This is a genomic window from Nostoc sp. PCC 7524 (assembly GCF_000316645.1).
Taxonomy (GTDB): Bacteria; Cyanobacteriota; Cyanobacteriia; order Cyanobacteriales; family Nostocaceae; genus Trichormus.
The window spans coordinates 4588295-4613113 of the sequence record NC_019684.1 but is presented as its reverse complement, the minus strand read 5'-3'; the positions used below and the strand labels follow the sequence as shown (position 1 = coordinate 4613113).

Genomic DNA, 24819 nt, shown 5'->3' with positions numbered 1-24819 from the left:
ATCAATCTAGCGGCAGAAAACTTTTCTTCACCACAGAATATAGCACGATACTAAATAAAGGTAGGAATATAGTACGATACCAAATTTAGGAATCGGAACCCTGTTTGTCTTCAAAACGCCTGACTATGCGAGAAAGTTCTGCCTTTTCATCGATACTAACGCGGGTAGGAGCACCACTAACAATTCTTTCATAGTTACGGAAAGAATCTTTAATGTCGGGACCATCGGCGGTGATATTGTACTCACGGATACCTTTATCATGCCAGGAACCCCTCATCTTAAATACGTTGATCGCCCGTGACATTTCTCCACGAATTTCGACGTATTGTAGCATCAAAATCGTATCTGTAATTGTGGAAATATGGGAATCGGTAATTGAGTGTGATCCCATAAATTGATCTGTGGTGTTAGTAAAAAAACCAGTAATTTCTTCTTGTTTAGCATAGCCAGTCACACCAATCACAAATTGACGGAAGGCATTATTACTGACTCCCCTAGCCATGGCTGAAAGAGAATCAATCGCAATCCGTGCTGGTTTAAATTCAGCAATTTCTGATTTAATAATTTGTAGGTGATCTTCTAAACCTGTTGATTCTGGATACGTACAAATAATTTTGAGCAATCCTTGATGTTCTAATTCTTCAAAATCAATTCCCCAAGAGTAAGCATTCCGAGATAGTTGGGCGCGTGATTCTTCATAGGCAAATAATATAGCGCGTTCGCCATGAATGCAGCCGTCTTGTAAAAACTTACTGACTAGCAGTGTTTTACCAGTACCTGTGGCTCCTGTGGCCAAAATAATCGAATCTTTGAAGAAACCACCACCACACATCTCATCTAGGGTTTTGACACCAGAAGAAACTCGGATATTAGAGGATCTCTGAGTTAGGCGCATTGCACCCAGAGGAAAGATATTTACTCCTTGATTGGTAATTGTAAAAGGATACTCACCTTTCATATGAGTAGTCCCGCGCAATTTGAGAATTTCAATGGTGCGGCGGCGACGCTCTCCTTCTAAAACGTTGCGGACAATGACTACATTATCAGAAACAAATTCTTCTACACCAAAAGAAGCGACTGGCCCATATTCTTCACTGCGTTCTGTGGTAATTATAGTAGTAACGTTTAGTTGCTTGAGGCGTGCTACTAAGCGAAAAATTTCCCTTCTTACTACCCCCACCGCTTCATACTGTTGAAATACGGCTGTGATGGAGTCAATGGAAACTCTATTGGCTTTATATTTACGAATGGCGTATTGTAAGCGTTCAATCAAGGCTGAAAGGTCAAAATTCCCAACAATATCTTGACCTTCAGGATCGGGAGACGCATCCAGAATAAACAATTTGCCCTCATCGATTAAACGTTGTAAATTCCAGCCAAAAATATGGGCATTTTTAATAATATCACTTGGAGATTCTTCAAAGGTTACGAATACTCCCGATTCATCAAAGTATGTAATACCGTTATAGAGGAACTGAAGAGATAATAAAGTTTTACCTGTCCCAGAGGTGCCACTGACTAAGGTAGTTCTACCAACTGGTAAACCACCATGACTAATATCGTCAAAGCCCTCAATCATTGTACGAATTTTTTCTACACCACCGGATGTGTTTTGTTGTTCCTGTTGCTCGTTATCGCTCATTTTTGTTTGTAGGTGGGTACTAAACCCAGTTTTTCTATTACTAAAGTTGGTAATTTGTAATTGTTTTTTATGAATTAAAGCTCACTTTGATTCTGCCAATCTTCTTCAGTTAATTCTTCATAAAGCAAATCCAATCCAATTAATACTCTTTCCCGATCAGAAAGATCACCGATAATTTTGCGGACTGGCGGCGGCAAAATTTTAGATAATGTCGGTGTAGCTAATATTTTATCTTCCTCTGCTAGTTGAGGATTTTTCAGCACATCAATTACTTTCAACGCATAAACACCTTTAAATTCCTGTTCTAAAATATTTTTGAGTGTTTTGAGCGCCCTGACTGAATTAGGGGTGTTCCCTGCAACATAAAGCTTGAGAACATAAGTCTTTCTGGCTTTATTCATAAAGAGAAAGGCTAAAGTTTAAGGTGGAAATATTTTGAATGTATTTATGCAGTCAGATTCATCACTGCCGAGACTTGTGACTACTGCAATGGTGATGAATTTCTTGCCTTATTTAAAAATCGCACATCTATAGACTTCACACAAATGAGCTAAGATGTCTATTAGTGTCAAGCGGTAATCAAGTAATGCTTCATCGCTCCTTCCTTCTAATTTTAGATTCTTAGAAAATTCTTCAATTAGTTCCATATGAATTTCTATAATTTGTGGCACAGGAATATTAGCACAAAATACTGCATTGATAAATTTATCAATTTTTTCTTTTAGTCCTTTTTCTGTAGTAAAGTAATCTATAAGAATCTGCCGATAATCTGATTTAAGTTGCTGCAATAATAGTCGCCGATCAACTTCTTGAGTCATGTTCTGACCAACCTGCTGTGGCTTTTGTCTTGGTTCTGCAAAGGCATAGGAATATTTACTCTTCAGGTTTTCCTTAATACTTGGCTGTAACCATTGCAGTAAATCGTAGATTGCAGCAGTGGTAGCAGCAACTAGAGACACAAGGCACAATAGGGGAAGAGGAAAACGCCTCAATCTCCACATCCACCTGCTTAATTTTGGGTTGATAGCTGGGTGTTTGGAAGTATCTAAATTTTTTTTAACATCTGTTCGGATAATTAATATTGGTAGTAGCATTTACATAATTTATATATTTTGTTAATCACAATGGCTGATTACTTAGTTAACTGATAGCTACAGCTAAATAGTGGGTGTGTTGAAAGTTCACAATTCCATACCCAAGGAATACTTTAGGTCACAATATGTATACACAACTGGCATTTCAAGCTCCCTCATGGGATATTGAATGGGTATGAGGATTTTGTTGGCTGTTACATTGTCGAGAACACGTTAGTTAATTAATGATTTGCATTATGTATATCTATCTAGATAGAGATTTTTTATTTAGCTCCTTGATAAGATACTTAAACCAAGTTAAAGTATTGTCGCATTTTAAATCATTATAATTCCTCAAGGTTCTAAAGCGAATCATTGGAGCCATAATTGTTATAGCTGTCACTATAAATGCACAATTTCGACATCAGTAGGAAACTGGTGTGGATTTACTGAGAGAAGTTCAACGTGGTGAAGGAAAATGTCGCAGTTTTGCTAGCTATTGAAATAAAACACCTAGTTTGGAGAAACCCAAATCTGTAGATTCATTCAATAGCGTTCAGGCTGTACCAGATCGCTTATATGAGTCTTCTTGAAGGATATGGTCTCAGGTGTAACCCCTATTTGCCCCAGTGCTGATGGTGGAGCCAGAGGTGTTCACGGGAAGAATGACCCCCACAGTCCTATGTCAATGCTACAGTATCCGCTTTCTGATTTTCTAGCAACTGTAAATAGTTGCTCAGAAACGAACACTCTAGCAGTGGTGCTGGAGATGTTTGAACAAGAGCAATGCGATCGCCTGGTAGTGGTAAATTACCAGCACTGTCCCATTGGGTTGCTTTACTCTGCAAAGCTAACACAAAAATTTTTGGCAGCTAGAGGAGATGAGCAATTTTTAAATTTACAACAACCACTTTCCAGCTTGGGTCAAGATATCATTGAGCCAATACAGATATTACCAGCCACTCATCGTGTAGAGCAATTAATTTGGTTTTGGCGTTATCAACAACAGCCAAAGCCGCATCATTTAGAGTGGGCTGTAGTTGATGCTGAGGGCAAATTTTTAGGACTATTGAATCATGTTCGCCTGTTGATATTGCTAGCCCAAGAGCAAGTGAGCGATAGGGATGTGGAAACTCAATACTCAACTTTCCTCAAATCATCAACTCCAGAACCAGACACCTCTAGTATAGGTGATGCCAGTCTCAGGCGATCGCCTAGGCTCAATCAACTGCCATCTCCAGAATACCAACCATTGGTAAAGTTGTTGGCACAACTGCCTTGGCCTTTAATGTTGCAAACAAGTACCGGCCAGATATTGTCACAAAACCCAGCTTGGTGGCAACAACTAGGAGCTTTAAAAGATCCCGAAGGAGTGAGACGGCAAGTAGAAGCAATTCTGGCAGCTACCCGCATCAAACAACCAGTCACAGCTTTTGCTCTTGGTAGAGGTAATGAGCATGATAGTTATGCAACTCTACCACCCACAGGGTTACTACCCATATCACCATATCAGTCAGAACCTCTAGAATATGCCAAATCTAGCTCCAGTCGTTGCTTTCTCGATAGCCAAATGGGTACTTGTACCTGTGTTGTAGAAATTCAAAGCGGTCAAGAGCGAATTTGGCAGTTTGCGAAAATACCTTTAGATAGTCCAGATTTAAAATTACCCAATCCTGACTCAGCAGCGAGACTCAACAGCGATGACTTATGGTTAGTGTTAGCGACTGATGTAACGGAACAGCAGCAATTGTGTAAAGAACTAGCCGCTAAAAATGCTGACTTGGTGCAATTAAATCGGTTAAAAGATGAGTTTTTAGCTTGTATTAGTCATGAACTAAAGACCCCCTTAACTGCGGTGTTGGGACTATCGCGGTTATTGGTAGATCAACAGTTGGGAAAACTGAATGAACGTCAAGCCCGTTATGCTGGATTAATTCATCAAAGTGGTCGCCACCTGATGAGCGTGGTGAATGATATTTTGGACTTAACCCGCATGGAAACAGGACAGATGGAACTGACCTTGACACCAGTCAGTATAAAATCTGTCTGCGATCGCGCCCTATCGGAAGCCAAAGCCGTCCACAATCAAACCAGTAAAACTACACTCAATAACCAACCAGCAACTAGACACCCATCATCTCCCGAATTCACCCTCACAATTGCACCTGGGTTAGAACAGATTGTGGCCGATGAATTGCGCTTGCGTCAGATGCTGGTACATCTATTATCTAATGCCTTTAAATTTACTGAAATATCTGGTGAAATTGGTTTAAAGGTTAACCATTGGGAAGGATGGATTGCCTTTACAGTTTGGGACACAGGGATTGGCATTCCCGAACATCAGCAACACTTAATTTTTCAAAAGTTCCAACAACTAGAAAATCCCCTTACCCGTCAGTTTGAAGGTACTGGTTTAGGGCTAGTCTTAACCAGGGCATTGGCTCGTCTCCACGGTGGTGATGTCAGCTTCTTGTCTAGAGAAGGTAAAGGTAGTCAATTTACACTGCTTTTACCACCTAGTCCACCACCCACAGGCTTTACTGAGTCAGACTCGGAAACAACACAACTGAGCGATATCACAACCGCCAATGCACTGCATTTAGTCAGCAGTGGTGGACAACATCACCCCCAAAACTCTCAACGGTTAGTGTTGGTAGTCGAAGCCGTAGCTCGATATATTGAAGATTTAACCGACCAGCTCAAAGGTTTAGGTTATCGAGTAGTAATTGCTCGTTCCGGAACAGAAGCAGTAGAAAAAGCCCGGCGCTTACAACCCAAAGCCATCTTTTTAAATCCCTTATTACCCTTATTATCAGGGTGGGATGTGCTGACCTTACTCAAATCTGATATCGCCACACGCCATATTCCCGTAGTTGTTACAGCCACCGGTGCAGAAAAAGAGCAAGCATTTGCTAACCGCGCTGATGGTTTTTTAAACTTACCCGTAGAACAACAATCATTAGTACCACTATTAGAAAAATTATGCGCTAAATCGTTAGTGCCGCAGAGTGTAGACAATAGTGCCACGACTCCACCACACAAACCATTACGAATTTTGAGATTGGTTGATACTGAATTAGCATCAATTAATCCCCACCCCTCACTGCAAGAACATCGAGTCATCGAAGTTGATGATTTAGATCAAGCTGAACTATTGACCAGGGTTTGGCAATTTGATGTAGTTTTGTTGGATGTCGAAAGCTCGTTAGCACAAAATTATCTACAACAATTAACTCAGTATCCGCGCTTGGCAGCTTTACCTTTAGTTACCTGTGATGTAGTCACCACTTTAAAAGCATCTCAAATACCGGGTTTATCTGTCTTTCCTTGTTTAACACCACTGAATCAAGAAAACAACAGCCATAGCAATCAAACCGATCCCTTGATGTCAGTCCTACAAATTGCTTCTGGAGTCTGCTACCCACCAAACATTTTGGTAGTAGATTTGACCATGTTGCAAGACTTACCCCAGGCTAGACGGAAAAAAGTAAAGGGTTATGGAAATGAAAAAAACACTGGTGAAACCATCGAACGCGGAACTGAGTGGTTCCAAGCGTTAGTTCAGTATTTGCAAACTGCTGGATTGAAGTCAACAATGGCGCGTTGTTGGGCAGAAGTTTTACAACAGATTCGTCATCAAAGTGTAGATTTACTACTGATTTGTTTAGGTGCTTCTGCTATTCACCAAGAAATTATTAAAGCCCTCAAAGCCTTGGAGGATTTGCCCTTAAATTTGCCACCAATTTTGGTAATTGATCAACGATTAAATCGTAATCCTGCCAATTATCAAAATAAAACAACTCAAGAAAATAGTGGACATAGTAAAAAGAAAGAATTGGAATCAATTACTACTGTTTTAAAGGCGATCGCTACTCAAATCTTACCGCGTTCCATCTCAATGGAAGAACTATTAAGTCAAATTAATCAAGCTTTAACCATCAAAGTTCAGCAATAAAAATCGGGGATTGGGTATTGGGGACTAGGGAATGGTTTGAACGCGAAAGAACAGAATCTTTTTGCCTATTGCCTATTGCAAGAGTGCCTATTGCCTATGATATCTTCAACTTCTCTTTTTCGTTTTTCATTTTCTTGAAATTAATTCGAGTTAATTGATAAGCGCCTTTCATAGCTAAATTCTCATAGTTATCTGGCTGCAAATCCATGTTAAAAAAGTTGCGTTTTTCAGTCAGAAGGAGTAATGAAGATGGATGATTCTGTTCATTAGCTAGGTTTTGAATGTAATCTACACCATCTTTTGTTAATTTGATAAATTTTATCTGTTTGTGGCTATAAAAAACTATACTGGGCTTTTTAAAGCCAACCATAACTATTTCTTCCTTCGGTTGTTGGAATTGTACAACCGCAGCCGATAATTCTCTTAAAGGTAGTTGACGTTCTTGATCCATCAACAATAAAGCGGGCATTAATACAATGATTAAAAATGCCGCAAAACCCACTAAATTAGCCCCAATAATTAAGTGCCAGTAGTGACGTAAAATTAAAAAGGCAATGATGACAGCAAACAATAGCCAAAGCCAACCACCTATTGCAGGTATACCGGAATCTTGAAGAACTTGATTAAAATTGGGTGCTGCTTGATCCCTACCTAATAATTGGGGTAGGTGAAAAAGTGCAACTGATACTACTGATAAAAATCCTACGCTAATCCAACTACTGACTTGTAAAAAAGACAAGGGATAAGTAACAACTGTGCTGTTGGTATTTGGTTCGTGAGTTAGGAAAAAATCACTCCATAATAGCGCCACTAAAATAGCGGCGGCTGGCATTAAAGGTAAGACATAACTAGGTAGTTTGGTGACAGCAATCGTAAAAAAGCTAAAGATACTAATAAACCAAACAAAGGCAAATAAACCGAATTGCTGCGATCTCGTTTGCTTCTGCCAGTGCGATCGCTGCCAAAACTTCAGCCTGACCATTGCCAATGGTAGGTAAACTGAGTATGGCGCAAACAATAGCAGCACAATCACAAAGTAAAAATACCAGGGTGCTGAGTGTCCATTTACTACTTCTGTGAACCGCTCTATATTGTGATAACCAAAAAAGGAGTTGATATAACTCTGGCCATTACGCAAAGTAACTAACACATACCAAGGCGCTGATAAGGCAAAAATAATTACCAACCCTAACAACAGGCGCATTTCCCGTATGACTGTTAGCAGTTGTCCCACATACAGCAAAAACGCCCCAATAATAATCCCCGGTAAAACAATTCCTACCGGGCCTTTAGTCAAAATTCCCCCAGCAATGAGAACATAAAACGCCAAATACCAGTTGTTAGGCAGGAGGGATCGCAACGAATTACCCCCAGTCCCCGCTCCCCCATATCCCCGGAAAAAGCACAATAAAGCGGAAGCGATACACCCTGTAAGGAGCATATCTGAGACACCAGTTCTACCCCAGATGATCATTTCCGGATTGAGTGCTGTGACGGCTGCGGCTATAGCGGCGGTTAAATAGCGGCGTGTCGGTGATGAAACTTGCTCTAATTCCTCTTTTTGAGCGAAATACCACTGAACAATGTAAAACACCAAAGCCATAACTCCTATTGCAGCTAGGGCTGAGGGAAGACGTACTGCCCACTCGTTAACTCCTATTAGAGCATAGGCGATCGCTTGACACCAATAAATTAAAGCTGGTTTATCAAACCGAGTTTCACCATTGAAATAGGGTGTGATCCAATCCCCCGTAACTAACATTTGACGGGAAGCTTCCGCAAATAATGGCTCAGTTTCATCAACTAAGCCCACATTGCCTAAATTCCATCCGTAGGCTAACCAACCAACCACACTCAACCACAGTATTACTACAGTCACAGCAAGGGCTGGACGCTTCACGATATTGTTTAACCACTGCTCAACAGCGTGGGGAACGCTCAATTTCAACCTCATGAGTTATTAGTCAATAGTCATTAGTAGAGATGTGATTCATCTCGTCTTTATAAGAGTCGTTATTTAATAGTCGTTGGCTAGCTAAGTTTTGTTCGTTATCATGTCTGCTTTCTCTTGACTAAAGACTAATACTAATCAAGACTATCAGCTATTGAGTAAGTACCAATACCCATTCTTGCTGTTGAGAATTCCATTTGGGTGAAGATGTTTCTCCTACCACATAAGGCCCCCAGTAGCGACGGGAACCATCTTGAGCAAAGGCGACTAAAATATCTCCTTTCTCGATTTTGAGATTCCCATTGGGTAGGGACAGAATCAAACCTTGTTCACTACCTTCCTGGGGATCAAAATCCCAGTGAGCGGGAATATCAGCTTTTTCCTTGATCGAGCTTTTTTTACCAGGCTGTCGAGCTAAGAGAGCCAATCGTACAGGCTGATCTGTCTGATTGCTCATGCGTAGAGTTCCTTGAGATTTGGTATTGCTGGTTAATGACTGGCGAGATACCAGTATAGAGCCAGTTTCATGAGTATTTTGTTCTGATTTGTTACTAGGTGTTGATACTGGATCTGAAATCAACGTAGAATTTCCGTCTGATGGTGCAACAGATAATACTGCATCTTGACGTACTTCTGGCACATCAGTAGATGAAGGTGAAGATGTATCTGGATTTGCAGCTTCAAAAGACACACTCATCTCCAAGCAACCTACCAGTAACCCCAGCAGTCCCAAAGAGCAAGCTGTAACCGCAGCGTTACGATACACGGAAGACTTCATATTGATATTGATTTAGAAATAATTATTTGTTTAGGCTTGACCAAATACTAGCCTATTATCACTAACTGTATCCAAGGAAAGTTTTCTACACACCTACTATAAACTCACGTAGAATTCGATCATGCTATGTATCATAAATTGCAATTTTTGTGAAAACCATCAACATGAATCATTACTTGAGATAGTGAATGAAAAAATAGGTAAAAGCCAGATAATGTCGAATTTGATATCTAGCATTATGAAGTAAGATTGCCAAATATGATACATAAATCATGTATTTCCTCCGAGTAAGTCCCTGAGAAATTTTCTGAGGACAAGTAATTTGAGTCACAAGGTAGCTTTGCTCAAACCACTAGATACAGCCACAGAATATTATTCACATTTCTTAATATTTGTCTATTAGACACTTCCCCAATCAGCTGAAGTCAACCAGATAGTATGCTGAGAGTAGCTTTATGGCAATACGCCAGGATAGTAAAATGTATAAAATTTACTTCTAATTGCCAAAGCCGTTATATGAGCTAGAACTTACGCACTCAGATCGCCCAAGCCTGATTCAAAAGGGGGCTTTAGACATTCCTCCCTTTTTAAGGGGGTGAGGGGGGATCAGGGTTTTGTCCTTCAGTGCGTAAGTCCTATAAGACTATGCAACAGACATTCTCTGGAGCAAACCATCATCAAATTGTGACTTTTAGCTAAACCCTTGAGTGATGCAAAACACCCGTCTTAACAACTTATTCGATGCCATTGCCAGAAATTTGGGACTATGGTTTTTAAATCCTTGGCGGCGGCTGTCACTACTGGTAATTAGTTTTCTGTTTGGTTTCTTTCTGGGAACGGCAATCTCTACTATAGCGGGACAAAGAGGCACATTAGATATTATGATCGCTGGTTTTTTAGTGGTGTTGACTGAAGTTACTAGCAGGATATTTTATAGTCGGAGCTTTTTTGCCAGACGCGAACTGTGGGTAGAATCCCTCAATCTTTTGAAAGTAGGTTTTATCTATAGCTTGTTTATTGAAGCTTTTAAACTAGGTTCATAAGTCGAGTAGAGAGACGATGAACAGTTGGTTACAAGGAATCGAGACGGAAACTTGGCAGCAAGCCGCACAATCAGCAGCCTTAGCAAATCCTATCAGAGCTAAAGCTTTTGGCATTACATCGGCAAATGTAGAGCAAGTAATTCAAGAGCGATCGCAGCTTTTGCAATCTGTATTACCAGTATTTAGACAATTCTGTCAAAGTCGCCTACATACGCCAGTAGAGAAAATGTTGCCAGTGTTGTGGGATGTGTGGCTACCTTTGGGTATGAAGATAGCATCACAACACCAACAGTTACAGCGCCCTTTCATCCAGGGAATATTGGGGGGACAAGGAACAGGTAAAACTACGATGTGCCAAGTTCTGGGTTTAATTCTTCAGGAGTTGGGATATCAAAGTGTGAGTTTGTCTTTAGATGACTTATATAAAACCTATAGCGATCGCCTGGCTTTAACCCAAGTTGATCCCCGTCTAATTTGGCGTGGCCCCCCAGGAACTCATGATGTAGATTTAGGCTTAGAGTTATTAGAGCAAATTCGCCAGTCACAAAGTCCCGTGATTGTTCCCCGCTTTGATAAATCTGCTTATGGTGGTGCAGGCGATCGCACCCATCCAGAAATTGTAGAAAGTGTTGATATCCTACTATTTGAAGGTTGGTTTGTGGGTGTGCGTCCCATCAATCCCGATGTCTTCGATCAAGCACCGCCACCCATTGTCACCGATGCAGATCAGGCATTTGCCCGTGATATGAATCATCGACTCAGGGAATATTTACCACTATGGGAGCGATTAGATAGTTTAGTTGTGTTATGTCCCACTGATTATCGTTGCTCTGTAGAATGGCGCAAACAAGCAGAACACCAAATGATTGCGGCTGGTAAAACTGGGATGACTGATGCACAAATTGAATATTTTGTCAATTATTTCTGGCGATCGCTACACCCAGAATTATTTATCAAACCCCTGGTTGAATCTGCGGCTAATGTTGATTTAGTAATTGAGATTCAGAGCGATCGTACCTTGGGCAAGGTTTATCATCCATTGAGGTCATAGTTGCTGTAATAAATAGAAATTTACCCTAAAACTCTTGGGAGATTTTGTCTTCAGTTGCCTATGTTCTGAATCTATAAGGGTTTTGCCAGATTAGAATTCAGCAAGATGAAGGCAAGGAAAGTTAACTATTTACCCTTTTTCCTCTTGCCCTTGGATTGATACGGAACACCTCGTAAAAATTTACCTAAATCTGAATCTCTGTTAATGTCATAGTTACCCTCACCAAATGTTGCTTTTAATTCCTGCTTATATTTATCCAGTTCTCTAGGTAAAGAACTGTCAGATTTAATATAGGCTTTTGGAACAAAATTTAATGATGGATCGGATTTTTTAAATACCTTACTGAAATAAATATATGTATTTATCACTTGTTCTTTTGCATTTTCTATTTTACTACCCTTCAGTTCGACAAAACAAATTATGTTTTCGTTCTCTCTTGCATAAAATACAATGAGGTCACAACTTTTCATACCTGATTGATCTAATCCTAAAATTTGGCGTAATTTACATTTAGGATTTTTGTCAGAGTCTATTGAAAAAAAGAGAACTGTCTCACCACTAGCAGGTTCTACCCTGATTTCTACTCCATCTTCTCTATGACTGGTTTTCCCTGGTAGTAAACAACCTGATAACAATAATGTGTTGAAAGGCATTATTACATCACTCCTCAACTTAAGAGTGATTATGGAAAAATGTGAGATATATCATCAGACACATCCCCAAATGTACCCCAATCAATACGCCCTTCTTCATTTAAAATATTCTTGGCTGTACCATCTTCAAACAAATATATTGAAACCTTCTCTTTAGGAATAAAAGCTTCTGTTCTCTCTAAGTAAAAACGTTTTTTAATATCATCTTTATCTTTACGTTTAGCTGCTTCCATCAAATTACCTAGATGCTCAACAATATAAGGGCTATGAGTTGTAATTAATACTTTTAAACCAGCTTGAACTAACATGGCTAACAATTCTGTAATTTCTACTTGGACTGCTGGATGTAAATTCATTTCTGGTTCATCAATAATCAGTAACTCATCAGGTTCAGCTAAATAGCGCAAGCACAGAACTAAAAGAGCTAGTTCTTTAACCATTGAAGAAGCAACTCTCATTTCTAACTGTATATTTTCTGCTGGTTGGAAAAGTAATTCTCTACTATATATATGTTCATCAAAAACTACTTTTCCCTCTAAAATTTCTTTTTCTATTAAATCAGCCAATTGAATATAGTCAGCAATTTTAGGATTATTTTGCAGTTCTTCTTCTCTTTGACCAGATTTTTTTTCGTATGCTGTTATTAATATTTCCAGTAGACTTTGGACTGCCACACTGGGTTGCACTTTTCTTTCTTCAGACAAATTTCTTTCTACAACATTATCTTCATTTACTATATTTTCTCTTCTAATTATTTCTTTTTTCGCTGAAAATGTTATGAAAGTAGTTCTTTCTGTAGGAAATATATATACATAAGAATAAAAAGCCCTATGTAAAATTTCAAATATTCCTTGAACCAGGAAACTTTTGAAACTTCGTTTGGGCATCTTATTTAGAAAATTATCTTCTGAAGTTATATAAAAGTAAATGTTATTTTTATCTGCTTCTTTAAGTGTATGAATTATATTTTTTTTTGTAGTACCAAAATAAATAGCTTCATCTATATATAATTTTTTAATATACTCACATATCCCTGTTTTTGCTGCTGCTAAATTAAACTTGACTTCCGTTTTTTCAAAAAAAACACGTTCTGTACCCATAAATGTTTTCATCCAGTTATGTACCATGCTGGATAAATCATTAATATAGATTTCTGCATATTCTTCAACAAATTTAACTATGTCAAACTCAACACTGCCTTCTTGCAAAAACTGCTCAATTGCATTATCTATTGTTGGATATTTTTGCAGAGTCTTCCCATCAATATAACTTTTACAGTATCTATCAAACCCATGTTCACCAAATATAGATGCTAAGGTGTAAGCCGTCCAAGTTTTACCTGTACCATTTCTGCCAATAAAAACAGTGAGGGGTTTTAAATCTATCTCAGCTTGTTCTATAACACCTAAATTAGCAATTTTTACTTTCATGATTCATTTGGTACAACTTAGTGAGAAATAAGTATATAAAATTTATTACACACTACCATGCTTTGGAATTTCAGCGAATCATCCCCATTGCTGAAACCTAAATTTGAGTAGTGATATTCGGAATAATAACAAAGCTATCCAACAGTAGACTGTTATGTGCGACATAACTTTGATTGGCTCTCTGTCGTCTAACCTGAAATCAGAGAGTTCATCTGTATTTGCTGATGTAGAAATTATTCAACGGAGAGGGGGAGATTCGAACTCCCGGAAGCTTTCACTTCATCCGATTTCAAGTCGGACGCAATCGACCACTCTGCCACCTCTCCAATAAACTGCCGAGCTATTGCTTACCCTACATTTGTCGGTTAGCAATCAAGCTGACAGATTCTAATATACCTTATCACTACGCAGGTTGCACTACTGAATGCGATCGCTGATAAAAAATTTCTTCTGATGCTACTTGAAAATCTTGGCCAACCCAAACTAAGGAAGCTTGCGTCACTACACCCGCCTCTAGGGACACCAGAGAAAAATTCCGCAGTTTCTCGCCGTCCTTCTCCACAATCCTGGGTACACTAGCGGCATTTAAGTAAATTATCCCCTCTGGGCTTCTAAAGACTGCTTTTCGTAGTTCTTTCTTGGTGTGTCGTAAAGCATGGTGCATATGCCCAAATGCTACCAAGGAAATTTGTTTACCAGCTGTGATAGTTTGAGAAATCGCCTCAGCTAAATCTGGATCGCCAAAATCGCCGCCTACAGGATGCCAATCTTTACCGCAGGGATCTTCAGGGCGATCGCCTAATCCACTCGGCCCGTTATGACCGAGAAAAATGATCGTGTCACTGGCTGCACTTTTCACTGATGCAAAGATTCTGGCTGCTGACTCTTCTAAGGTTGACACCCCATAACGCTGTTTACAGATGTCAGCAAACCGCCATTCATGACCACCCCAGCTAAAAGGACGACCCCCCACCACAGTTAAATTCCACTCTGGAAAATCCAGCTTACTGTAACCAACATGGGCTGAACCTAATAAATCAAGTTGTTCTTGTACCCAGTCTTCCTTGGCGCGATCATAAGGACACTTCTTTCGTCCCCATTCTGTCGCAGTGTACCAAGCATCATGGTTGCCCATCACTGCTGCTTTGGGAATATCCAGGGAAGCGATCGCTCTTACCACTTCCACCGACTCATTACCAAAATCCCCCACAAATAGCACCAAATCAACACCCAGATGCTTAAGTGCAATGCCATCTTCTGTTTCCCACTGGTCGTGAACATCTCCCACTACAGCAATTTTGAGAGTTTTTGATTGAGATTTTTGACTGGTCATGCCACTTTCCTTGCCGTATATTTCCAGCATAGGAAACTCAGCCGCATTTGCACATAAATTCGGGCTATTACCCCACCTCCTATTTTTGGTAAAAACTACTATAATTAATTCACAAGCTCAAAACCTGCAAATTTAAGCAACTCTTAACTGTGTTTACAACTGCATTTGCTCAACGCGAACAAACTCAACCGGGTGGACTACCACTAGATTTATTTGCCGCTATTGAGAGTCTCAAAAAAGAACTCAATGCGGTGATATTGGCACATTATTATCAAGAGCCGGATATTCAGGATATTGCAGATTTTATTGGAGATTCATTACAACTAGCTAGAGCCGCAGAAAAAACCAATGCAGATGTGATTGTCTTTGCTGGCGTTCACTTTATGGCTGAGACAGCCAAGATACTCAATCCAGACAAGTTGGTACTGTTACCGGATTTAAATGCTGGTTGTTCTTTAGCTGATAGTTGTCCACCAGCAGAATTTGCTGCTTTTAAAGCGGCACATCCCGATCATGTAGTAGTTTCATATATTAATTGCTCTGCCGAAATTAAGGCGATGAGCGATATTATCTGCACCAGTTCCAACGCTGTGAAGATTGTGCAGCAAATCCCCGAAGCACAGCCAATTATTTTTGCTCCAGACAAGAATTTAGGGAGGTATGTCATGGAACAAACCGGACGGGATTTGGTGTTATGGCAAGGTAGCTGTATAGTGCATGAAACCTTCTCAGAGAAGAAGATTGTCCAACTAAAAATAGCTCACCCAGAAGCAGAGGCGATCGCTCACCCAGAATGTGAAAGTAGCGTCTTACGCCACGCCAGTTTTATCGGCTCTACAGCCGCTTTACTCAAATATTGCCAAACCAGCCCTAGCCAAGAATTTATCGTGGCTACAGAGCCAGGTATTATTCACCAAATGCAAAAATTAGCTCCTAACAAGCACTTTATCCCTGCGCCACCAGTGAATAACTGTGCTTGTAACGAATGTCCATTTATGCGGTTGAATACTTTAGAAAAACTCTATTTGGCGATGAAAAACCGTACCCCTGAAATTACTATGTCAGAGGATATCCGCGTTGCGGCTTTGCGACCAATTCAACGGATGTTAGAAATGAGTGTTTAGGTCAAAGAGACGCGTTAGTGTAGGAAAAGTACAACTTCGCGTCTCTATGTGTTGTTAAATTTGTTGCCAAGGTGGGAATTATTACATAAGAGAGAATGTAATGAGTAATTCACCTAGATATGGCAAGAGGCGACCACATTTACCGCTATGACGAATACTTTACAGTGATTCCATATACTCACCACGGTATAGATTGTGGAGATGGAATAGTTATTCACTATACAGAAGAAGGTATTTTTCGAGTAGCTCTTCACGAATTCAGTCAAGGTAAAGAAATTCATAAACGCCACTATGAGAATAGCTATTCTCCAGATATTGTCATCTGGCTGGCAGAAAGTAGATTAGGAGAGCGCGAATATCATTTAGTTTTCAATAACTGTGAACACTTTGCAAACTGGTGTAAAACTGGACGTGGGGAGTCAGAGCAAGTGAAGCCAATACTTGACATAATAGATATTTTTCGTATGGAGAGAGAAGAACGCCAAAGTTATGAACAGCGTATGAAAAAACAGGAAGAACTTATAAGAAAATTAAGTCTTGAATTAGAGAAAGTTGGACAAATTAATAAAGCATCAAAAGAATTACCTATTATTATAAATAAATTTAAACTTCAATCGGCAAAAAAGTCGAAAGACTCACTAGAAGCATCTCTCATTACCGATAAATTTGATTATCGAATCCTTCAGACTTTGCTACAAGAAGGATGTTGGCAGGAAGCAGATGAAATAACATTTCATGCAATGATAAAAATAGTTGGTAGAGATTACTATAGATATTTTCGTCCAACAGATATTGCAAATTTTCCGCGTAATCATCTATTGATCATTGATAAATTATGGCGTGAATACAGTCGAAATTTATTTGGTTTTAGTGTACAGAAAGAAATATATTCCAGTTTAGGAGGTAGCCTAAATTACCAGTACGATGTTTGGGAAAAGTTTAGTGAAATCGTTGGATGGCGAATCAAAGAGCTACCACTTGCATATGAAAAGCTTTGCTTTAATCTAAATGCACCAAAAGGACATCTTCCGAATGGTGAAAGAATAGGTTCTGAAATAGTAGGTTTTTTGGGGATTATTTAGCGCGATCACGTCTCTTATGATAGTGTATGAAGGCTAAATTTTTGCAAACATTTTGTAGTTGAGAAACCACAATCAACTAAAACCAACACCAATGTACATATTGGACTGATATACTATTGAGGCCAGTTAATTCTCCAGGAATTTGTAGCCGTGGTCAGTTTGTCAAGTATCTCAAACATCACCTCTGAAGTGGAAAGCAATGCACTGAGGGAAATTGATCATCTTGACAAGCAATTACAATCTCACTTTCAAACCAAATTTGTAATTCAGCCTTCACTTACCCGGCTTTTAGTTAGTTTTCAAGCTAACAAAACTAGACCTATTTATCGGTGGTACAAGTACAAGGAAGCTTTCTCCGCCTCTCTGGTTGAGCTTTTATGCCAAAAATATGGAATTACCCAAGGCAAGGTTTTAGATCCCTTTGCAGGTAGTGGAACTGCTTTGTTTGCTACTATTGACATTGGTATTGATGCTGATGGTATTGAATTGTTACCTATTGGTCAACAAATAATTGATACCAAAAAAATTTTAGATGTAGAATTTACACCAGATGATTTCACACGGCTGAAAACTTGGTTGGATTTGCAGGTATGGAAACAATTTGAAACAGAAGTAACTCTACCAGAGTTAAGAATTACAAAAGGGGCTTATTCTCAAGCAACTAAAACGGCAATTGAGCAATATCTTGAAGCTTGTAATCATGAAAATCATAGGGTTAAATCAGTTTTGCATTTTGCTTTACTCTGTGTTTTGGAATCCGTGAGTTATACCCGCAAAGATGGACAATACCTGCGTTGGGATTACCGTTCTGGTCGAGGACAAGGAAAGAAACCTTTCAATAAAGGTACTATTTTAGAATTTGATCATGCCATTACTAATAAAATTAGCGAAATTATCAATGATTTAGAACCCTCAACACAACAGTTAGAGCTTTTTTCATTCAAAAAAAGTCAAGTTCAAATCAATCTCCGCAAAGGATCTTGTCTTAATATCATGCCTTGTCTGCCCAATGCTGTATACGATGCGATTATTACATCACCACCTTACTGTAATCGATATGACTATACTCGCACCTATGCTTTAGAATTGGCTTTATTAGGCATTTCTGAACAAGAATTAATTAATCTGCGTCAGGAAATGTTGAGTTGTACAGTTGAAAATCGTCCCAAAGATTTACTAGCTATTAATCAAGATTGGGAATTAGCTTTAAGAGTTGCTGATTCACAAACTCTATTGCAAGCCATCTTAAAATATTTAGACAACCAAAATGTGCAAGGTTTATTAAACAATAAAGGTATCCCAAGAATGGTGAGGGGATACTTTTATGAAATGGCTTGCGTGATTCAAGAATGCTTTCGTGTCCTTAAACCTGGAGCATTTTTGTTGATGGTGAATGACAATGTGCGTTATGCAGGTGCAAGCATTTCAGTAGACATGATTCTCTCGGACTTTGCTGAAAAGTTAGGCTTTGTAGTTGAAAGTATTCTCGTTTTACCAAGTGATAAAGGCAATAGTAGTCAACAAATGGGAAATCATGGACGCGAGCCTTTGAGGAAATGTGTTTATGTATGGAAAAAACAATAACTTGAATCTATGAGTTCTCACCGTCACCATCTTCAATCTAGTGATGATCTTGTAACCACTTATGAAGCGACTCGTGCGGGTTTTATCGCACTCGCCCTGGAAAAGAATCGACGGGCTACACCTTACGTTGCAGAAGCCAGAATACTTCAAGAGGCTGCTAGTCAAGCCGAAAAACCTGCTGATTTGTTAAACGTGAAAGGGATTGAGATGGGATTATTAACTGCGGCGGGACTGTCTGAAAAATCTCTGGCTCATTTGATGGCGGAGGATAAAATTGAAGCTATCAATGGTCTCATCAGAAATTTTCTTGAGCCAGCAGGCACAAATTTTGTGGAAGAATTAGTCTTTAGATTTTTGCTGACTCGTGGTGATACCCTGGGTGGCTCAATGCGTAACATTGGAGGAGCTTTAGCACAAAGAAAACTAACTCGTGCTATCCTTTCGACTTTGACAATTGCTGGTCAGAAATATCAATGGCAACATTCAAAAACGAAAAAATGGATAGCGATGACAAATGATGACACAGATATTGAGTTGTCCTTACGTGGAATCACTTGGGAGAGTGAGTTTGGTAATCGTACACTAATCTACAACCTAACTGTTCCTTTGGTTAAAAGTAATGTGGATTTGTGTTTATTTAATCTTGCTCCGAAGGAGTTGGTAGCCAATCAATCCAGCGCAATTGATCCATCTGTAGTTGCACCATATGCGATCGCACTAGGTGAACTCAAAGGCGGAATCGATCCCGCAGGCGCAGATGAGCATTGGAAAACCGCACAGGCTGCACTCAATCGCATACGTGAAGCATTTTCCAGAGTTGGGTATTCGCCTTTGACTTTCTTCGTAGGATCAGCGATCGCAAAAAGAATGGCTGGTGAAATCTGGAGTCAACTAGAGAATGGGACTCTTAGTAATGCTGCCAACTTGAACGAGGAGCATCAAGTTGCGTCTATTTCTCGTTGGCTATACGGTCTATGAGAGCAACAGCTACTGAGTATTGGGCTGCAATAATAAGAAAGAAAAAACTCAGCCAGAGAATACATTTTCATTACTGATAAAAGTAATGCAGTTGGAATATCTTACAACTTACTTTTAGCTGCTTCTTTCTGCGCTGTCTCACTATATTTTTTATATAGTTGAGTGCGGATTGTAGCTTCTTGATAGCGGCTATGTTCTGGTGGTACTGCTGCCATTAAATCAGAAGCTCTTTGCCACATGGCAGCTAGTTCTAACCATTGAGTTGAGCTTGTAGCTGTTTTTCCAGCAGCAGAGGCTTGGTTAGCGATTCGCACGGCTGCCGCAAATGGATCATCAGATTGATCAGCTGCTGGTTGTGTCTGGTTAGTATTAGCTGTAGCCGAAGAATCGGTATTTTCTAGTTGCACCGCATTTTTCAATTGTGCGCCAAACTGCGTATAAACAATCCAACCCAGCGTTAGCAACAAGCATAAACCTAATGCTGACTGCCATCTCAGTTTGGGTGTTTTTTTGAGTTTATCTTTGTTAGTCAGTGACGAAAACTCAGGTAAATTGAGTTGTCCTTCAGCTTGAGATGCTTGCAAATCTGTAATTATTTGCTTGACAATATTTGGTTGAGGCAGTGTAATTTCCTGTGACCACAGTAATTGATTTTCGCGATCGCGTTCAATCTCTGTTAACCACAGCAATTGCTGTTCCCGAACGATACGACTATTAATATTGACTCGACGAATATTACGCGGTGCAATTGACTCCAGAACTTGCTGGATTTGTTCTACTAGGCTGGATTGCTCAAGTTGTTCTACCTTAGCCGCTTCACACAACAGTTGTAAGACACCATCGGCAAACACAGCCCTGATTCTGACACCAGACTGAGTTAGCTTTTCGTTTAATACTTGAATAATCGCAGCAACACTCCCTTGGTGAGCTTGCCAAGCGATATCGTTTATCCGATCTACCATTGGAGATTTAGTGATAGCTTTTCAACCCTGATTTTTCAAGTAAACCTAATATAAGGCTGTTGTTCTACTGAACTTTACCTTGCCTTCGATTTTACGAGTAAAAGCCATTGGTTGCCACATAAATTGTGAAAAATATCGCCTCTTTCAACTGATAATCAGGAGTTTACCCCTGAAATTAATTACTGAAAAACCTGAGCCAGTAAAAGCGGCTCAGGTTTTTGATCAGATTGCCTCATGAGGAGGTATCAACGCCCTATTCCCTACTTACTTTCAGTAAAGTCAGCATCAATTACATCATCACCGCCATCGGAGGGAGCAGCACCGCCATCACCAGGAGCAGCACCAGGAGCAGCACCACCAGCTTGTTGATAGATATTGCTACCAACTGCAAACAGTGCTTGCTGTAGTTCTGGAGTCAACTTCTTGATTTGTTCGTCATCTTCCTTAGCCACAGCTTCCCGCAGTTCTTTCACCAAACCCTCAACCTTTTCTTTATCAGCAGCCGGAACTTTATCACCTAGTTCTTGCAGCTGCTTCTCGGCTTGGTATGCCAAAGAATCAGCTTGGTTCTTGCGTTCAATTTTTTCACGACGTTCTTTGTCAGCAGAAGCGTTTTGTTCAGCTTCACGCACCATCCGGTCAACGTCGGTCTTATCTAAGGTAGAAGCACCAGTAATACTAATAGATTGTTCCTTACCAGTACCTTTGTCCTTAGCGGTAACGTTGAGGATACCGTTAGCATCAATATCGAAAGTTACTTCAATTTGAGGTACGCCACGGGGTGCAGGAGGAATACCATCGAGGCGAAACGTTCCTAAACTCTTGTTATCGTTGGCAAATTCCCTCTCACCTTGGAGGATGTGAATTTCTACGTTGGTTTGACCATCTACGGCGGTGGAGAAGACCTCTGATTTTTTGGTGGGAATTGTAGTGTTGCGGGGGATAATCTTGGTCATCACACCACCCAAGGTTTCCACACCTAAGGATAATGGTGTTACGTCTAACAACAAGATACCTGTAACATCACCAGCCAACACACCTGCTTGAATAGCTGCACCAACAGCTACCACTTCATCAGGGTTTACGCTTTGGTTGGGGTCTTTACCCAACAAACTTTTCACAACTTGTTGGACTGCGGGGATACGGGTAGAACCACCCACCAGCACAACTTCATCAATATCATTTTTGCTTAACTTCGCATCGCGCAACGCCTGTTCTACAGGCACGCGGCAACGGTCAATTAAGTCTGAGCAGAGTTCTTCAAACTTCGCACGAGTCAGCGTCATATCCAGGTGTTTAGGGCCATCCTGGGTAGCGGTGATAAATGGCAGGTTAATTTCCGCTTGGGTAACGCTAGACAGCTCAATCTTGGCTTTTTCTGCGGCTTCTGTTAAACGTTGCAGTGCTTGTTTATCTTTGCGGAGGTCAATACCTTCGTCTTTTTTAAACTGTTCGGCTAAGAAATCAACAATTTTTTTATCGAAGTCGTCACCACCAAGGTGGGTATCACCAGAAGTAGCCAATACTTCAAATACGCCGTCGCCTACTTCTAGTACAGATACGTCGAATGTACCACCACCCAAGTCAAATACCAGGATGGTTTCGTTGCTCTTCTTATCAAAACCGTAAGCCAGAGAAGCGGCGGTAGGTTCGTTAATAATCCGCAGCACTTCAATTCCGGCAATTTTACCAGCGTCCTTGGTGGCTTGGCGTTGGGAGTCGTTAAAGTAGGCGGGAACAGTGATTACTGCTTGGGTGACGGTTTCGCCCAGATACTTGCTAGCGTCTTCAACTAATTTGCGGAGAACCTTAGCAGAAATTTCTTCTGGTGCAAATTGTTTACCAGAGGAGTCTAGCTTGACGTTACCGCCACTGCTGAGAACTTTGTAAGAAACCTCTGTAGCTTCGTTGGTAACTTCATCAAAGCGACGACCAATAAAACGTTTTACAGAGTAGAAAGTGTTTTCTGGATTCATCACCGCTTGGCGCTTGGCAATTTGTCCTACCAAAGTATCGCCATTTTTCGCAAATGCTACGACTGAGGGGGTGGTGCGGAAACCTTCTGCGTTAGCAATAACCGTGGGTTTACCACCTTCCATTACTGCTACGCAGGAGTTAGTTGTACCTAAGTCAATTCCAACTACTTTTGCCATTTTCGGTGCTGGCTCCGTATAACTACAAATGAATGAACGGGAATATACAGGACTTAATCTTTGAACAAACTATTTAAGAGAAAGCAGTTAGTTCAGCATCGATCACCTTTGTTTTGGTTATCCTGGAGGTGAAACTCCAAGTTACGCTGATATATATACTGATCTTGTGTAGCCAGTCCATGAAGGGTGGTTTCCCGAACAATGGATGGGACGGTTAATTTTAAAAGGTGTTGCTAGTTGGTTCATTGATTAAACTGCTTTCACTTTGTCTAATTTATGAGAATTAATACATTGAGTAATTAGGGTGAACCGTAACGCTAAAGTGGTGTTTGCCGTCTTGAGGAGTAAATAACCCCAGTGTGAGTGAGAATCAACGGGTAATAAATCAGGCGATCGCTCGATTAATTCTGTTTAATCACTGTTAATATCTCAAAATGATATTTTTTGGCAAAATTAATTCACTCTCAATGTCTTTCATGTTGAATTCTGCACTTTGAATTTATGACGCGTCGTGCCTCTGGATGTTTATTTGGTCTAGCTTTTGGTGATGCCTTGGGTGCTGCTACAGAATTTATGCAACTTGAAGAAATTTGCCGTCGTTTTCCGCCTCATGGCCCACAGGAAATCGTTGGCAACCCAGCACGAGTGACTGATGACACGCAGATGACGCTAGCAGTAGGACAGGCATTGGTTGAGGCTTGTGCATCTACTTTTGATGTAGTTAGCTTAGAACCTGCTTTGAGACGTAATTTTGTTGAGTGGTTGCACAGTCCAGACAATAATCGCGCCCCTGGAATAACTTGCTTGCAAGCTTGTGAAGATTTAGAAACAGGCATACCTTGGCAAAAAGCAACTAGAAAAAACTCTAAGGGTTGTGGTGCAAATATGCGGGTTGCACCTGTAGGATTATTACAATTGGATGCCAAACAGCGTGCTGCGATCGCTCAATTTCAAGCTGCACTGACTCACGGTCATCCTACAGCCTTGGCAGCTTCAGATTTAACTGCAACTGCGATCGCATATCTTGTTCAAGGATGCGAACCTCAAGACTTACCCAATCAACTTTATGACTATGCTTTAAGTCAACGCTCAGTCTATCATGCTGATTGGTTAGGTAATCTGTGGCAACAACCCGATATTAATACACCAGAAGCATTTATTAGTCGTGGTTGGGATGAATGTTTAGCTCTACTTGACCGACTGCACACGGCATTAGCCAACCCCAACTACAATGCCGACCCCTGTTTAGCCACAGGTGAGGGTTGGATAGCCGAAGAAGCCTTAGCTACAGGACTTTTATGCTTTCTGCTGTTTCCAGAACAACCATTAGCAGCACTGCGTCGTGCAGCAGTCACAGCAGGCGATTCCGACTCAATTGCTTGTTTAACTGGTGCTTTTGCTGGAGCTTATTTAGGGATGGCAGCCTGGCCAGAAGATTGGATAATTCGTATCGAATACCGCGACCTACTAACAGCATTAGGCAAACTTTGGGATTAAATTAACCAACATCCATCACACGGTAAAATCACAATGGGGCAAATCTCAACCATCCGCCAGCGTGAAAACTGACAGCATCTTTTACCAAGCCCCTTCGGGGCGGGTGTGGGGTGTAGGGTGTGGAGTGTAGTGAAAAAACAGCCCCTAAAATTAGTGATAGCAAATAAAGATACAGCAATTACTACTGCTAGAGAATTAATAAATAGAACCCGACAAGAAATTAATCCTGAAACTACAAGACGACAGTTATTAGAATTGATAGAGACAATTTTGGTTTATAAATTCCCAAATATGAGTCGAGAGGAAATCGAGAGGATGTTTAGTTTAAGTGATTTGAAGCAGACAAAAATTTATCAAGAAGCAAAACAAGAAGGTAGACAAGAAGGTGCGCGTCAAGAAAAGTTGAGATTAATTCCTGTGTTGCGAAAATTGGGATTAAGTTTAGAAGAAACAGCACATGAGTTAAGTTTGACAGTTGAGGAAGTGCAGCAAGAATTACAAAAACAATCATTAAATCAAGAAGAGTAAAT

Annotated in this window: 19 protein-coding genes and 1 tRNA gene; 9 read left to right on the top strand and 11 right to left on the bottom strand. The window is 40.3% G+C overall.

The window, feature by feature from the left end; translation table 11 throughout:
• Positions 1–85: 85 nt before the first annotated feature.
• The 3 genes from kaiC to NOS7524_RS28040 form a co-directional block, all read right to left on the bottom strand.
• Positions 86–1642 carry a circadian clock protein KaiC gene (kaiC, locus tag NOS7524_RS18455; RefSeq protein ID WP_015140004.1) on the bottom strand — a complete coding sequence of 519 codons (1557 nt, stop codon included), beginning with the start codon at positions 1640–1642 and terminating at the stop codon, positions 86–88.
• A gap of 74 nt (positions 1643–1716) precedes the next feature.
• Entirely contained in the window at positions 1717–2043 is a 327-nt protein-coding gene (gene kaiB / locus NOS7524_RS18450) for a circadian clock protein KaiB (RefSeq protein WP_015140003.1), read from the bottom strand.
• 108 nt (positions 2044–2151) lie between these two features.
• Positions 2152–2736, bottom strand: coding sequence for a KaiA domain-containing protein (locus NOS7524_RS28040; RefSeq protein WP_015140002.1), 585 nt, complete (start codon positions 2734–2736; stop codon positions 2152–2154).
• A gap of 577 nt (positions 2737–3313) precedes the next feature.
• Between NOS7524_RS28040 and NOS7524_RS18440 the strand changes: the two genes are divergently transcribed.
• On the top strand, positions 3314–6670 hold the full coding sequence (locus NOS7524_RS18440) for an ATP-binding response regulator (RefSeq protein WP_015140001.1): 3357 nt from the start codon (positions 3314–3316) through the stop codon (positions 6668–6670).
• 94 nt (positions 6671–6764) lie between these two features.
• Here NOS7524_RS18440 and NOS7524_RS18435 read toward each other — a convergent pair whose 3' ends face one another.
• Positions 6765–8624 (bottom strand): ArnT family glycosyltransferase, encoded by a 1860-nt coding sequence (locus NOS7524_RS18435; protein ID WP_015140000.1) that lies wholly within the window; start codon positions 8622–8624, stop codon positions 6765–6767.
• A gap of 148 nt (positions 8625–8772) precedes the next feature.
• A complete protein-coding gene (locus NOS7524_RS18430; protein WP_015139999.1) occupies positions 8773–9399 on the bottom strand; it encodes a hypothetical protein in 627 nt (208 codons plus the stop codon).
• A 710-nt stretch (positions 9400–10109) separates the two neighbouring features.
• On the opposite strand from NOS7524_RS18430, the gene NOS7524_RS18425 reads away from it, so the two are divergent.
• Together NOS7524_RS18425 and NOS7524_RS18420 are read left to right on the top strand one after the other, a co-directional pair.
• The gene (locus NOS7524_RS18425; protein WP_015139998.1) at positions 10110–10442 is read left to right on the top strand and encodes a DUF565 domain-containing protein; all 333 of its coding nucleotides are present in this window, start codon (positions 10110–10112) and stop codon (positions 10440–10442) included.
• 16 nt (positions 10443–10458) lie between these two features.
• Positions 10459–11493, top strand: coding sequence for a kinase (locus NOS7524_RS18420; protein ID WP_015139997.1), 1035 nt, complete (start codon positions 10459–10461; stop codon positions 11491–11493).
• A 125-nt stretch (positions 11494–11618) separates the two neighbouring features.
• Here the strand turns inward: NOS7524_RS18420 and NOS7524_RS18415 are convergent, their stop codons facing one another.
• From NOS7524_RS18415 to NOS7524_RS18400, 4 genes are all read right to left on the bottom strand, one after another.
• Entirely contained in the window at positions 11619–12146 is a 528-nt protein-coding gene (locus tag NOS7524_RS18415; RefSeq protein WP_015139996.1) for a hypothetical protein, read from the bottom strand.
• Between the two features lie 29 nt (positions 12147–12175).
• On the bottom strand, positions 12176–13576 hold the full coding sequence (locus NOS7524_RS18410; RefSeq protein ID WP_015139995.1) for an AAA family ATPase: 1401 nt from the start codon (positions 13574–13576) through the stop codon (positions 12176–12178).
• A 241-nt stretch (positions 13577–13817) separates the two neighbouring features.
• Positions 13818–13902, bottom strand: a tRNA-Ser gene (locus NOS7524_RS18405).
• A 77-nt stretch (positions 13903–13979) separates the two neighbouring features.
• The gene (locus NOS7524_RS18400) at positions 13980–14939 is read right to left on the bottom strand and encodes a TIGR04168 family protein (RefSeq protein WP_015139994.1); all 960 of its coding nucleotides are present in this window, start codon (positions 14937–14939) and stop codon (positions 13980–13982) included.
• Between the two features lie 119 nt (positions 14940–15058).
• Here NOS7524_RS18400 and nadA point away from each other — a divergent pair, with 119 nt between their 5' ends.
• The 4 genes from nadA (at position 15059) to NOS7524_RS18380 (ending at position 19677) form a co-directional block, all read left to right on the top strand.
• Positions 15059–16033 (top strand): quinolinate synthase NadA, encoded by a 975-nt coding sequence (gene nadA / locus NOS7524_RS18395; RefSeq protein WP_015139993.1) that lies wholly within the window; start codon positions 15059–15061, stop codon positions 16031–16033.
• 119 nt (positions 16034–16152) lie between these two features.
• Positions 16153–17115 (top strand): GUN4 domain-containing protein, encoded by a 963-nt coding sequence (locus NOS7524_RS18390; protein WP_015139992.1) that lies wholly within the window; start codon positions 16153–16155, stop codon positions 17113–17115.
• A gap of 150 nt (positions 17116–17265) precedes the next feature.
• The gene (locus NOS7524_RS18385) at positions 17266–18699 is read left to right on the top strand and encodes a DNA modification methylase (protein WP_015139991.1); all 1434 of its coding nucleotides are present in this window, start codon (positions 17266–17268) and stop codon (positions 18697–18699) included.
• A 9-nt stretch (positions 18700–18708) separates the two neighbouring features.
• Positions 18709–19677: a type II restriction endonuclease gene (locus NOS7524_RS18380; RefSeq protein WP_015139990.1), complete on the top strand. Its 969-nt coding sequence runs from the start codon at positions 18709–18711 to the stop codon at positions 19675–19677.
• 101 nt (positions 19678–19778) lie between these two features.
• Here the strand turns inward: NOS7524_RS18380 and NOS7524_RS18375 are convergent, their stop codons facing one another.
• Entirely contained in the window at positions 19779–20639 is an 861-nt protein-coding gene (locus tag NOS7524_RS18375; protein WP_015139989.1) for a hypothetical protein, read from the bottom strand.
• A 260-nt stretch (positions 20640–20899) separates the two neighbouring features.
• Positions 20900–22792, bottom strand: a complete 1893-nt coding sequence (gene dnaK / locus NOS7524_RS18370; RefSeq protein WP_015139988.1) for a molecular chaperone DnaK — start codon at positions 22790–22792, stop codon at positions 20900–20902.
• Positions 22793–23293: 501 nt separating this feature from the next.
• Between dnaK and NOS7524_RS18365 the strand changes: the two genes are divergently transcribed.
• Both NOS7524_RS18365 and NOS7524_RS18360 read left to right on the top strand, forming a co-directional pair.
• Positions 23294–24289, top strand: a complete 996-nt coding sequence (locus tag NOS7524_RS18365; protein WP_015139987.1) for an ADP-ribosylglycohydrolase family protein — start codon at positions 23294–23296, stop codon at positions 24287–24289.
• Positions 24290–24418: 129 nt separating this feature from the next.
• Positions 24419–24817, top strand: coding sequence for an Rpn family recombination-promoting nuclease/putative transposase (locus tag NOS7524_RS18360; RefSeq protein ID WP_235622365.1), 399 nt, complete (start codon positions 24419–24421; stop codon positions 24815–24817).
• Positions 24818–24819: the final 2 nt, after the last annotated feature.